This is a genomic window from Methanopyrus kandleri AV19 (genome assembly GCF_000007185.1).
Lineage (GTDB): Archaea > JAADCQ01 > Methanopyri > Methanopyrales > Methanopyraceae > Methanopyrus > Methanopyrus kandleri.
In genome coordinates this window covers 687,626-700,308 of record NC_003551.1, presented here as the reverse complement: position 1 = coordinate 700,308, position 12,683 = coordinate 687,626, and the positions used below count along the sequence as shown (strand labels likewise).

The window sequence follows — 12,683 nt, the reverse complement described above, 5'->3', positions numbered from 1 at the left end:
GTGTCCATAACGATCCTCGGTGCCCGGGGTCGGGACCTGAACTGGGGGTCAGCGCTCGAGCTCCACCACGTGCTCGTCCATGTCGATGCGCTTGACTTGGGCACCTTCGATCACCTGTTCCTCCCCCATCACGTCGCGCAGTACGACACCCTCCTCCGTCACTTCCAGGTACAGGACGTCCTCCGCGATCACCTCACCACCTAGTTTGACAGTGAACTCACACATCTCTCAGTCCCCGTTCACACTGAATTTCGGAAATTCCTGAAATGATTTCCGGGAAGGAGCTGCAGGATACAGGGAGCTCGACGTCGGCTTGTGGATCCTGTTCCCACGATACCGCGAAAACCGTTCGACTGAGCATGGCGATCGAAGCTCCCAGGTGCTTGTGGGAGAGCTCCTTGGCGAGCTTAACTTCCTCGGAGAATCCGAGCCGTTCGGCGAATTCCAACGACCTACGGAGCGCGAGTTCGAGATCCGGGTGCCTCTCGAGTTCCTTCAGGTACCTGAGGGCTACCTCGGTGCCCGAAAGTCCATCGAGTGCCTCGCGAGTCTCGATAGGTCGGGGCTCATAGATCAGGACACGGAGGTCCGGTTCGACTGGTATTCGGTGGATGAGAACCTCGTCCGGGTACCCGGGTCCGACCCGGAGGACGGCTCCGCCGTGCCAGATCGTTACCACGTCACCGATGCCCGTACCTAGCTCTAGCTCTATCTCGTAAGCGCGACGTGCGATCCACTCGGGGCTCACCTCGAGACCTATCTCGGCGGCCCCGGCCGCCAACGTTCCCAGGGCGGAGGCCGCACTGGTCCCTAAGCCGCAACCAGGGGGTACGGAGAATTCGTAACGAACGCTGAGGCCCCCATCGGGATCGAGCACTTCGTAGCACTTCCGGGCTATTCGAGAGTCGATTGGATGATCTGCGCGAACTCTGAGACGCTCAGCCCGAAGGCGTCGGACACGTACGATCACAACGGAATCGACGGCTAGGCCGAAGCCGGGCGATCCTGTGTCTTTCGGCGTCTTACCGGGCTGCGGGTGAAAAAAGCCCGTCAGGGCACCGGGGACGGAGAGTTTCAACTAGAGGTACTCCCGAAGCAGCTCCGGCACTTCCCACGGCTTCTCGGCTACATCGACTCCTGCCTTTCGGAAAGCTTCGATCTTGGACTCCGCGGTTCCACGACCTCTCTCGATGATGGCCCCGGCGTGGCCCATACGTTTGCCGGGTGGGGCGTGACGGCCGGCGATGTAGGCGACGACGGGCTTCGGGAAGTCGGTTTCCGCGATGTACTCGGCGGCGAGCTCTTCCGCATTTCCACCTATCTCCCCGATGAGAACCACGGCCTCGGTGCGATCATCTTCCCGGACGTACTCCAAGAAGTCTATGAAGGTAGTTCCGACGATTTGGTCGCCCCCGAGTCCCACGCAGAGGGACTGACCGAGTCCGGCCTCGGTCATCGCCTGAACGATCTCGTACGTGAGGGTACCGCTCCTCGACGCTACGGCCACTTCACCCTCGGTGAACACTTGATGAGGCATGATCCCCAGCTTCACCCGCTCCGGCGGTACGATGATTCCGGGAGTGTTAGGGCCGATAATGCGGATACCTTCCCACCGGGCTAGCTCGACGAACCGCATGGTGTCGTGAGCCGGTATGTGCTCGGTGATCACGACGATGGGATCGAGCCCCGCCTCGATGGCTTCCATGACCGCGTCGGGTGCCTGCGGAGCTGGAACGAATATGACGGAAGCCTCGGCGTCGGTCTCTTCGACGGCTTCTTCGACGGTGTCGTAGACCGGGACCCCGTGAACCTCCTGGCCGCCCCGGCCGGGGGTTACGCCGGCGACGATTTCGGTCCCGTACTCCAGCATTAGCTTCGTATGGAAACTTCCGTGCCGGCCCGTGATACCCTGCACGAGGACGCGCGTGTCTGAGTCTAACAAGGGCTAAGCCCCCGCTAACTCGACCGCGCGTTCGACCGCCTCCTTAAGCTCGGTGTAGACGTCGACCCCGTGCTCGCGGAGTATGCGATGACCTTCCTCCTCGTTCGTCCCCACGAGCCTCACCACGAGCGGGACGTCCACGTCGTCGAGGGCTTGAACGATACCTTCCGCCACCTCGTCACACCGAGTGATGCCACCGAAGATGTTGAGGAGGATCACTTTCACGTCCAGCTCGGCCACGGTGAGGATGGCTCTACGGATGAGCGTCGGGTAAGCCCCACCACCTACGTCCAAGAAGTTGGCGGGCTTACCACCGAGATCCTTAACGAGATCTATGGTGGCCATGGTGAGACCCGCACCGTTGGCGATGATACCGATGTCACCGTCGAGCTCGACGAAGGGGAAATCGCGGGTCTCTTCGGCGAACTCCGGGTGCCGGATATTGGCGGCGTCTTCGTCCAGGTTCACGACAGCGTCCGCGGCCACTACCTCCCCGTTCTCCGTAAGAACTAGCGGGTTGATCTCCACGAGGTGAGCGTCGTAGCTCTCGAACACCTCGTACATGGATGTGATCACTTCCTCGACGTCCCGCAGGTGCTCCTTCGGGATACCCGCCTCGAGGATCGCCTCTCGAGCTTCGAAGGGGCGTAATCCTAGGATCGGGTCGAGGTACCTGCGGGCGATCTTCTCGTCCGGAACCTCTTCGATATCTACTCCACCTTCGCGGGAGACGAGGAGTACGGGCCTACGCTTCGCACGGTCGAGCGTTATGGACACGTACCATTCCTCGGCTATGTCCAGTTTCTCTTCCACGAGCACCTTCCTGACGGTCTCACCCCGGATCCGCGAGCCGAGCAGCTTCCGGGCGGCCTTTCTGGCCCCTTCCGGGTCGTCCGCGAACAGGATACCCCCGGCTTTACCACGGGCCCCGACGGGCACCTGCGCCTTGACGGCCACCGGTCCCCCGAGTTCGGCGGCGATCCGGGCCGCGTCCGCCGAGGTGCGGGCGACGTCGCCTTCTGGAATCGGCACCCCGGCCTCCTTGAGCAGATGCTTAGCCTGGTACTCCAACAGCCTGATCATTCCCTCACCTCCCGGGCTCCGAGCTTGAGGGCCCGGACGTTGACGTCCTCCGTCCCGGGCGGTACGGAATCCTCGACGGCCTTTCGTAGTGAGTCGAACGAGACGATCCCGGTGAGCTCACGCAACGCGCCTAAGATGACCATGTTAGCGACGATCCTGAGCCCGAGCTCTTCCTCGGCGAGCTCGGTCGCGGGGACGCCCACGTGCTCGACGTCCTCGCGGGAGGGTTCGACGAGCGTCGAGTCGTAGACGACGAGACCGTCCTCGGGAACGCTCCCCACGTACTTCTCGTAGGCTTCTTGCGACATAGTCACGAGGAAGTCGGGTCGGCGTACGTACGGGTACATGACCTCCTCGTCGGATACTATCACGTCCGAGCGCGAGGCACCGCCCCGGGCCTCCGGCCCGTAGGATTGCGTCTGCACGGCGTTGTACCCCTCGTAAACCGCGGCGGCCCGGCCCAGAACCACGCCGGCGAGTACTATCCCTTGACCGCCGAACCCGCTGATCCTAATCTCCTTCCTCACCCGTTCTCACCTCCTCGATCATGTCGTACATGCGCTTGTGGAAAGGCTCGCGCTCCTCATCGCGGAGGATTCCGATCCGGATCTTGCCTTCCTCCTCCCGCGTGGAGGTGTTCTCCCGGAGCCACTCGACCATCTCTCGAGGGTCCCTCATGTCGTTCCTCCGGCCGTAGTTCGTGGGACACTGACAGAGCACGTCGATGAAGGAGAAACCTTCGCGCTCGAGGGCACGGGCGATCGCGGCCTTCAACTGGGCGGGATGAGCCGTGGTCCACCGCTCCACGTGAGGGGCTCCGGCCCCCATAACGAGCTCACAAAGGTCGAACGGTGGCTCCGGGTTCCCGTAGGGAGTCGTGGTCGACTTGGCACCTCTGGGCGTCGTGGGGCTGACCTGGCCGCCCGTCATTCCGTAAATGTAGTTGTTGGCACAGATCACCGTGACGTCCAAGTTCCTGCGGGCGGCGTGGATCAGGTGGTTCCCACCGATGGCGGCCGCGTCACCGTCACCGGTGATCACGATGACCTCGAGGTCGGGGTTCGCCAGCTTGATTCCAGTCGCGAAGGCCAGTGGACGACCGTGGGTAGTGTGAAGGGAGTCCAGTTTCACGTAGCCCGGTAATCTGGACGAGCAACCGATGCCGGAGACCAGCACCGTCTTATCCGGATCGAGCTCCCCTTCCTCGAACTTCTCCGCCAGGACGCGAACCAGCGCGTTCAGGATGGTGCCGTTCCCACAACCGGGGCAGAGGATGTGCGGCATGCGGTCCCAGCGTACGAGCTCCTTCCAATCCACGACGGTCACCCCGAGAGCTTCTTCACCTCACGGATTACGCGCTCTGGGGTCGGTGGATAGCCACCCGGATAGCCGAGCAGGTGCACGCACTCGCGATCCAGGGCACGCTCGACCATCTCGACGTACTGACCCAAGTTCATCTCGACGACTAGGACCTCGTAGCCGTCGAGTAAGTCACGGATCATATCGGGGTCGAACGGGTGGACAACCTTGGGGCGGAAGACGGTGACCCCGAGCTCCTCGGCCGCCTCGATCACGGTCCTGGCGCAGCCTCCGTAGGCCACTAGGGCGACGTCGGACTCGCGCTCCTCGAAGTCGTACCCTACCTCCTCGTGGATCTCTCGAGCCCGCTTCCTGACCTTGTTGCACAGCCTCATGACGAGCTTGCGATGAACCTCGGGGTCGTCCGTAGCCGGATATCCTCGCTCGTCGTGGGTGAGCCCGGTCACGTGGACTCGGTGCCCTCTGCCGAACACCGGCATCGGGGGAACGAGATCGTCGGGCTCCATCGGAAATGGCTTCTCGATCTCCTCACCCTCGGGCGGTAGCTCCCGCTCGACCGTTTCGACGTCGTCCCGCAGTACCACACGCTCCCGCATGTGTCCGACGACTTCATCCGTGAGGAGGACTGCGGGCACGCGGAGACGCTCCGACCAGTTGAAGCACTCGATCGTGAGGTCGTACATCTCCTGCACCGTGGAGGGGGATAGCGCGACGATCTCGTAATCTCCGTGGGAGCCCCAGCGTGCCTGCATGACGTCCGACTGCGATGCCTTAGTAGGTTGCCCTGTACTGGGTCCACCGCGCTGCACGTTCACGATCACGCAGGGCGTCTCCGCCATCACCGCGTAGCCCATGTGCTCCTGCATCAACGAGAAACCCGGTCCCGCGGTCGCGGTCATGGCCTTGACGCCGGCCCAAGAAGCACCGATCACCGCTGCGAGCGAGGCGATCTCGTCCTCCATCTGCACGTACACGCCGCCGACCTCGGGAAGTCGTGCGCTCATCCGCTCCGCGATCTCGGTGGATGGTGTGATCGGGTAGCCGGCGAAGAACCGGCAACCCGCGGCGATCGCTCCTTCCGCGCAGGCCTCGTTACCTTGCAGGAAGTCGACCTTACCCATCTCCCTCCACCTCCCTCACCTCGATCGCGAGGTCGGGGCAAATGAGCTCGCACTGTCGACATCCGGTGCACTCGCCGTTCCATTCCGGGAGCAGGTAACCGCGCTCGTTCCTCCGGTTCGACCTCTTCAGCGCGTCGATCGGGCAGACCCAGGAGCAGAGGAAGCATCCCTTGCAGTGCTCCTCGCGGATTACTACCTCGTAAGACGTCTTGCCAGCTCCTCTCCCGCCTTCCTCACCACCGGATCCTCCCATACCGGTCTCCCCTCCATCTCCAGCTCCACGAGCTTGTCGGAGTACGGGACCGTCAGCTCGAAGTCGACGTCGAGATCGGGCTCCGGAGCGTCCTCCCGCCACTTGTTCTTGACGAGGGCTACCCTCTCGATCCCCATCTCACGGGCGAGGCGCACCGACTCTCGGGCATTTTTCATGGACTTAACAGAGGGTTCGCACACCACCACTACCCAGTCGACGGACTCCAGTACCCTCCTTCCGAAGTGCTCCAGACCCGCGTCGGTGTCCACCACTACGGACTCGTCCCTGTCGGCGATGACGTAACGGATTAACCTGCGTGCCAACGCGGCGGCCGGGCAGAAGCAACCCTCACCGGGGTTCTCAACGCTTCCGACCACCAGGAGTCGGAGACCGGGCGCGACCCTCACGGCGAGCTCGTCGGGGAGATCAGAGACCCGCGGATTGACCTTGAACACAGGGCCGTAGGTCGTGCCCGGTTCCGCACCCGTACGTTCCCGGACGAGCTCGCGCCGTTCGACGATCGGAGTGGGTGATTCAGGGAGGCCCAAGGAGTAAGCCAGGTCGGGGTCGGGATCGGCGTCTACGGCCAGCACCTCGTACCCTACGTCCGTGAGAGCCTTGGCGAGAGCGGCGGCTACGGTGGTCTTGCCGACGCCCCCTTTACCCACGACTCCCACTTTCACCCCGAAGGGACCCCTCCTCCGATTCGAGCTTCGCGAGCGTCCGGTATATCCGTTCCATCTCGATGGCGAACCGTTCGCGTTTCTCCTCCGCGACCTGCGACTTCGAGACCAACTTCAGCGCGCCCCGATCACACGCCTCCACGCACGCGGGCACTTTCTTGGGGGCGTCCACGCAGAGGGTGCACTTGTCGGCCCGGCCGTTCACCATTTCGATGGCGCCGAAGGGGCACGCGACGGCGCACAAACCGCAGCCGACGCAGTCCTCGGTGACGATCCACGAGTCGCCCTCCTCCACGATCGCGTTCACCGGGCAGACGTTCGCGCAGGGTGCGTCGTCACACTGAAGACACGTGACGGGGGGCGCATCCTCGGAGATCTTGTAAATCCGGGCGTGACCGTGGGTGCGCTCGCACGCGTTGACGCACTTACGGCAGTCCGTGCACCTGTCCGGGGCGACGACCAGGACGAAAACGTCCGGCAACTCGGCACCCCCAGGACCTCCGAGGTGGGGATTAAAGGGCTACGCGATTTTCCGACGGATCCACTCCCAGGTTCGCTCGATCCCCTCCTCTAGGTCGACGCGTGGCTCGAACCCCAGCTCCTCCCGGGCGCGGCTCGGGTCGAGGTATATCCGACGAACCTCGCCCGGCCGCGGATCCTCGTACACTACTTCCACGTCGACCCCTGTGACCGCCTTCACGGCGTTCACGATGTCGTTCACGGAGGTCTCACGGCCGGTACCTATGTTGTACACACCATCACCACGCTCCACCGCCTCGGCCGTGACCCGAGCTACGTCCTCGACGAAAACGAAGTCACGGGTTTGCTCACCGTCCCCGAAGATCGTGAGCGGCTCACCTCGGGCGGCCCGTAATAGGAAGATAGGGATAACCCCTGCCTCGCCCCTGGGATCCTGCCGAGGACCGTAAACGTTAGCGTATCGTAGGATGACGTACTCGAACCCGTCCCGCTCGGCGTACACACGGACGTAGTACTCACCTGCGAGCTTCGAGACGCCGTAGTTCGATATCGGTCGCGTGGGATGTTCCTCATCCACGGGTAAGTACTCCGGTTCCCCGTACACCGCCCCACCCGAGGACGCGTATACGAATCTCTCGACGTCGTGCTCGGCGGCCAACGAGACGAGGTTCAGGGTACCCAATGCGTTGATCCTGGCGTCGACGAAGGGCGACTCCATGGAGTAGCGTACGTTGACCTGGGCGGCCAGGTGAATCACGGCCTCCGGTCGGTACTCCCGAAACGTTCGCTCCACGGCCCTAGGATCCGTCACGTCGGCACGTACGATCTCGATATCGTCCCGGACCTCACGGAGGTTCTCCTCACAACCCACGCTGAAGTTGTCCAAAACCACCACGTCGTGGCCTCGATCGACGAGCTCCTCCACGACGTGCGAACCTATGAACCCGGCTCCTCCGGTCACCAGGATCAACAGCTCATCCCCGAGGTCCCTAGCGCCAGGGTTGGGGAAGGATAAAGTCGCCGGTCATTCCTCAATCCTCAGTAGACCTTCTTTCTCCAGAAACTCAGGCAGCTCGGACGAGTCCTGAGTACCGATCATCACGTCCCAGCCGGTGGCGTCCTCCACGTCCCCTTTCACGGCGGCGGCCTTGCCCGGGATCACAAGGACACGATGTTCGACCTTGTCCTCGATGTCCGTCTCCTCGATGACTTCCTTCACGGCCTCCCCCGTGAACTGACCGCCGGCAACGCTGACGTCTACGGCTAGTCCGCCGGTATCGATGACCAGCAGCCAACAGTCGATGTCGGCGCTCTCGAGGTCGCCGGCCACACAGTGGTACGTCAGCGTGAAGTTCGTCGTGACTAACACAGGAGAATTCTCGTCCGGGTCACCGATCCTGTACAGGCCGGGTTCTACTTCCTGAGGCTCCCGTGGGTCGGTGTACACGCACTGACGCTGGGTTAGCACCGGAAGGAGCGCCCAAGGTTCTACGGTGTCCATGATAAGGATGTCGGCGTACCTTAGCACACAGGCGGACGCTAGGTACGATTCCCGTCTAGCGGCTTTTACGGGATCATCTTCGAGGAACGCGTAGGGAAACGTCGTAACGAGGGTCGGGTAACCGAAGCTCTCGAACTCCTCGATAGCCGCCTTGCGGATCTCCGCCAGCTTGTCCGTGGTAGAAACCACGTCGTGGGGACCGAACTCCGTACCCGGGTCCAGGAGCAGATCGTCCGTGTACTGCTGCGCCTCGACGACCAGGGGTACGAGGTCTTCGACGTCACGGGCGTGAAGTCCCAGGGGACAGTCCCCATCGGCCGCTAGCTTCGCTAGGTCCTCGACGTTCTCCTCGGTCGCCGGATAAAGCAGCGGACGTTCGTCGAAAACGTCGAGACCAGCTTCCATCACCTTAGGATCAGTGGTGATCAACGCCACGGCGAGGTCCTCAGAGCGCTCCACCGCGATCTCAACCGCCCGAGCGTACTTCTCGGGGTCCCCCGTTCGGGATACCACCGCGACGCCGTCAAGCTTCAGGACCTCTCCAACGCGTTCGACTTGAAACTCCTGAATTTCCTCCGTCTTTCCGGCGATTTCGTCCTCCTCCATGTCGTCGTAAACGGTGACGAACACCGGCGGTGGGTTGAAGAACGAGAGCTCGTGTCGGAACATCACCTCATCGCCGCCGACGGTGACTTCGCGGTCCCCTTCCCCTATCGTCAGCTCCTTGACTGGCGGCGCTAGCAGCTCCTGAAGCTTCTCTAGGCTCTCATCGTCGAGCTTCGGGCAATCCTCGGGCTTCGCCTCCCGATTGACGAGCTTCGTAGCGAATTCCATGCAGGTCTTGCAGCCACACGCCCCGCAGTTGGCCTTGGGTAGCAGGTTGTACACGTCCATCGCGCTGAGCTGGGCCACGAGCGTCTCCCCCTCAGGCGATCACGTCGGTCACGTACGCGTCTCCGGTGACGCGTCCTTCGGCCATGTACTCCATAGCCTCCATAACCACTTGCACGGCCCACGGGTGGAACATCATCAACAGGTCGGCACCGCAGAGTGCCACCGTGGTCGCCGTTACCGCCTCCCACAGCGGTCCGCGGTACTCACGCGGTCCCCAAGATTCCTCCTTCATCCAAGCCTCCCGCGCGGCCCACGCGTTGGTGGAACCGCTGGAGATCGGCATCTGCAGGTGTTCATCACCCTTCAGCGCGGCGAGCCTGATCCTGGTCATAACGTCGATCGTGTACTCGATACCGTAACCCAGAGCGCAGGTCGTCGGGTCCATGACGACGTCTTCCTTCGAGAGGCCTCTATTCAGTACTTTCTTATTCAGGGACTTCATGAGGTTCACATCGACCGGGGCGAAGGTCAGTACCACGTGACCGTGTTCTTTGGCCGCCTCAACCACCCGCTCGAAGTCCATGTCCTCGTTGATCGAGGATAGCATCACCCGCTCTCCCTCGCAGACTTCGGCCGCCTTCACGAACACCTCCACATCCTTCTCGGGGTCGCCGGATCCGCCCACGATGATCGGGACCTTCACGGCATCGAGGATGTCCTCCAGTGTCTCCATAGCCTCCTCGACAGGAGCATCATGGAGCTTGGGGGACGTACTGACCAGATGGACGGTGACGATATCGACGCCGTAGCGCTTGACGACAGTTCTTGCCCAGTCCACGGGGTCTTCGATGACGTCGCCCAGCTCCTCCCGAATAGGTCCGGGGATACCCACATCCGGGGTGTCGAACACGTCGAACGTGACCACGGGAGGGTTCGGTCGTGGTTCTTCGAACGGGAAGTAGGCGCGCTCACCACCCAGGACGACGACCCGATCCCGAGAACCGCCGTCGGACCGCGTCGCCCCGATCTGCACCTCGGCCACACAGCCTTCGTACTCCTCAACCGGTGGTTCGTATTCCGGGACCTCGACCTCTCTCTCCTTCTCTTCAACCTCAGGCTTGAGTATGCGTTCCCAGATCTCAACCGGCAGAGTTTGGGCCACGGTTTTGAGGTCCAGCTCCAGCTCGTCTAACTCGATCGTCACGTTCCGCAGCTCGATCTCCTCAACATCTTCCACTAATAGGTTCTTCACGAGGTGCTCAAGCATGTTCTTCACGCCCTTATCCTCAGCCATCGGATAGGAGCACCCCCACCCGCGTAAGCACGGCGCGCATATCACGGCGGACCTTGGCGTCCGGTGGGAGTTCGGTCAGAGGGCGACCATGAAGCTCGAGTCGAACTACCTCGTCGTCGGGTCTCACGAATCCCGCGAACCTAAGACCAAGCTCCTCACCCTTCTCGCGTATGACCGCGTATTCCCCCTCGGTCACGCGGTTCGCCACGACCCACATCTCACCGACGTCGGATTCGAGTTCGTCGATCAGCCGGGATATCCTGACCGCGGTCCGGAGCGCCTTGTAGGAGTGATCCACGACGGTCAATACCGTGTCGACACCCTCGATGATACCACGACTGATGTGTTCGAGCCCTGCCTCGCAGTCCATCACCACGTAATCGTAGTTGGGGAGGAGCTCCCGCATAACCCGACGGAGCCAGTGATTCACGGCGCAGTAGCAGCCCTTACCCTCAGATCTACCCATCACTAGCAAATCGTAGTCGTCGGACTCCTGAAGCGCGGTCATCACCAAGTATTCCATGTAGGCCTGTTTATCGAAGCCGGGTGGGAGCTCTCCTCCCTCGATCTCGCGCTTGAAGTGCTCCCTGACCTCACCGAGCGTGGTGTCGACCTCTACCCCTAGCACGTCGGGCATGTTAGCATCCGGGTCGGCGTCGACCACCAGCAGGTCGGCGTCGGGGTGTCGGTCGAGGAGCTCGAGTACTGTGAGTGCGGCGAGGAGAGTCTTCCCCGTGCCTCCCTTCCCAGTGAAGGCTATGATCAACTCTTATCTTCCCGGTCGGCGCGCTTGATGATGACCTTCTCAGCGTAGATCTTCGCGTTTTTCAGCACGATTTTCACGTTCAGACCACCACCGGGCGCGATCGGGAGCTCCTTCACCTCCATCGTCGGCTCTTCGGCCGGCGCTTCCTCTTCCGGAGCCTTCTCCTCCTCTTCTTCCTCCTCTTCGGCCCAGCGCTCGACGACCGGGTGCTCGACTTTCTCGAGGAACTCCCGGAGCTCTTCCACGGTGGTCGCATCCTCCTCGGTGGCTATCTTGTCGTACAGCTCGTCGGGGATGGCGTGCTTCATGCGTTCTTTCAGCGCCTTAGGCATCCAAACCACGCGCTCCCAGCCGCCGTCGTACTGTAGGAACTTATCGGACTCCATGTAACCGTAGCTTACGCCGACGAAGCCCGGCTGCTGCTCACCGCCACTGGCTTCACCCGCCATGGTCGAGAACGGGAGCCCGATCGGGGTCTCACCCGGGTACTCGCGGTCGACGATTCCGAATCCGTCTACCTCGGGGATGTAGAACACGACGGCCTGGAAGCAGCCGCAGCTCGTATGCGGGTACTCGAGACAGGAGTGCAGGTAAACCCGCTCCACAGTGCCCTGTGAGTGTTCTTTGACCGCCTCGTTCACACCCTCGTACTCGCCGGCCTCGGGATCGAGGCACTCTCCCTTCTCGATCGGGAATATGGGGCCTTCTGGATCGATCTTGTAGGCCGCCTTGGCGTCGTGCCAGGTGATCGATCCACAGAGGCTCGGCCGGTCCGGTGTGATTACGCACACGTGAGTGGGCGCGAAGGACTGGCACATCAGGCACACGTAGAACTCGTTGACGTCCTCCTCCGAGAGTCCCTTCGCACGCTCATCACGCTTTTTGTAGACTCTCCTGGCGTACTCCAAAAACTCCTCCACTTTCTCCTCGTCCGTCATTATCGTGACTTCCACGGAGTCGATGACGTTGCCGAACTCCTCCTTGTACAGCTCTCGGAGCGCGATGCCGAGGTGTTCCAGCCGGAAGCCCTTCTCCGTGACGTTCTTGGAGACCCTACACCAGATCTGATCTCGCTGGTTCAGGTGCATGAAACCCTCGACGTAGTTGCAGAACTCGTGGATACGTCGCTCTAGCACACCTTCCACGTCCTCCTCGAGTTCCTCGCCCGCCGCCTTCACGTAGATGGCGAACGGGTATCTCCCTCCCTCCTCCATCTCATCGATATCCGGGCCGATGACTTCCACTTTGTCCGGCTCGATCTCGTCCGGATCCACCACCTTGAACAGTTCGGCACCGAAGCTCTTTGGGCCCGCTAGCTCGACGTACATGTCGCCGCTTCGTATCCGCTCGCCCTCGTGCCTCGGGCTCACGTCCACGGGTAGATCCGCAAGACTCGTCAATGTTAC

Annotated in this window: 15 protein-coding genes; all 15 read right to left on the bottom strand. The window is 62.1% G+C overall.

Annotated features, from left to right (window positions below; genetic code table 11):
* Positions 1 to 48: 48 nt before the first annotated feature.
* Positions 49 to 225 carry a CooT family nickel-binding protein gene (locus MK_RS03910; protein WP_011019103.1) on the bottom strand — a complete coding sequence of 59 codons (177 nt, stop codon included), beginning with the start codon at positions 223 to 225 and terminating at the stop codon, positions 49 to 51.
* Positions 218 to 1,078, bottom strand: a complete 861-nt coding sequence (locus MK_RS03905) for a pantoate kinase (RefSeq protein WP_011019102.1) — start codon at positions 1,076 to 1,078, stop codon at positions 218 to 220. The genes MK_RS03910 and MK_RS03905 overlap by 8 nt, the downstream gene beginning before the upstream one ends.
* Positions 1,079 to 1,942: a succinate--CoA ligase subunit alpha gene (gene sucD, locus MK_RS03900; RefSeq protein WP_011019101.1), complete on the bottom strand. Its 864-nt coding sequence runs from the start codon at positions 1,940 to 1,942 to the stop codon at positions 1,079 to 1,081.
* Positions 1,943 to 1,945: 3 nt separating this feature from the next.
* Entirely contained in the window at positions 1,946 to 3,025 is a 1,080-nt protein-coding gene (sucC, locus tag MK_RS03895) for an ADP-forming succinate--CoA ligase subunit beta (protein ID WP_011019100.1), read from the bottom strand.
* Entirely contained in the window at positions 3,022 to 3,552 is a 531-nt protein-coding gene (locus MK_RS03890; protein ID WP_011019099.1) for a 2-oxoacid:ferredoxin oxidoreductase subunit gamma, read from the bottom strand. The genes sucC and MK_RS03890 overlap by 4 nt, the downstream gene beginning before the upstream one ends.
* A complete protein-coding gene (locus tag MK_RS03885) occupies positions 3,536 to 4,351 on the bottom strand; it encodes a 2-oxoacid:ferredoxin oxidoreductase subunit beta (protein ID WP_011019098.1) in 816 nt (271 codons plus the stop codon). The genes MK_RS03890 and MK_RS03885 overlap by 17 nt, the downstream gene beginning before the upstream one ends.
* Positions 4,348 to 5,466, bottom strand: coding sequence for a 2-oxoacid:acceptor oxidoreductase subunit alpha (locus MK_RS03880; protein ID WP_011019097.1), 1,119 nt, complete (start codon positions 5,464 to 5,466; stop codon positions 4,348 to 4,350). The genes MK_RS03885 and MK_RS03880 overlap by 4 nt, the downstream gene beginning before the upstream one ends.
* Positions 5,459 to 5,719, bottom strand: a complete 261-nt coding sequence (locus tag MK_RS03875) for a 4Fe-4S dicluster domain-containing protein (protein ID WP_011019096.1) — start codon at positions 5,717 to 5,719, stop codon at positions 5,459 to 5,461. Before MK_RS03875 ends, MK_RS03880 begins: the two co-directional genes overlap by 8 nt.
* Positions 5,659 to 6,402, bottom strand: coding sequence for an AAA family ATPase (locus MK_RS03870; protein ID WP_011019095.1), 744 nt, complete (start codon positions 6,400 to 6,402; stop codon positions 5,659 to 5,661). Before MK_RS03870 ends, MK_RS03875 begins: the two co-directional genes overlap by 61 nt.
* Entirely contained in the window at positions 6,380 to 6,883 is a 504-nt protein-coding gene (locus tag MK_RS03865) for a 4Fe-4S dicluster domain-containing protein (protein ID WP_011019094.1), read from the bottom strand. Before MK_RS03865 ends, MK_RS03870 begins: the two co-directional genes overlap by 23 nt.
* Before the next feature lie 39 nt (positions 6,884 to 6,922).
* Positions 6,923 to 7,843 carry an SDR family oxidoreductase gene (locus MK_RS03860; protein WP_226988720.1) on the bottom strand — a complete coding sequence of 307 codons (921 nt, stop codon included), beginning with the start codon at positions 7,841 to 7,843 and terminating at the stop codon, positions 6,923 to 6,925.
* A gap of 63 nt (positions 7,844 to 7,906) precedes the next feature.
* Entirely contained in the window at positions 7,907 to 9,295 is a 1,389-nt protein-coding gene (acsC, locus tag MK_RS03855; RefSeq protein WP_011019092.1) for an acetyl-CoA decarbonylase/synthase complex subunit gamma, read from the bottom strand.
* Positions 9,296 to 9,308: 13 nt separating this feature from the next.
* Entirely contained in the window at positions 9,309 to 10,511 is a 1,203-nt protein-coding gene (gene cdhD / locus MK_RS03850) for a CO dehydrogenase/acetyl-CoA synthase subunit delta (RefSeq protein ID WP_011019091.1), read from the bottom strand.
* Positions 10,504 to 11,277: an AAA family ATPase gene (locus MK_RS03845; RefSeq protein ID WP_011019090.1), complete on the bottom strand. Its 774-nt coding sequence runs from the start codon at positions 11,275 to 11,277 to the stop codon at positions 10,504 to 10,506. The genes cdhD and MK_RS03845 overlap by 8 nt, the downstream gene beginning before the upstream one ends.
* Positions 11,274 to 12,677 carry a CO dehydrogenase/CO-methylating acetyl-CoA synthase complex subunit beta gene (gene cdhC, locus MK_RS03840; protein WP_011019089.1) on the bottom strand — a complete coding sequence of 468 codons (1,404 nt, stop codon included), beginning with the start codon at positions 12,675 to 12,677 and terminating at the stop codon, positions 11,274 to 11,276. Before cdhC ends, MK_RS03845 begins: the two co-directional genes overlap by 4 nt.
* Positions 12,678 to 12,683 lie beyond the last annotated feature (6 nt).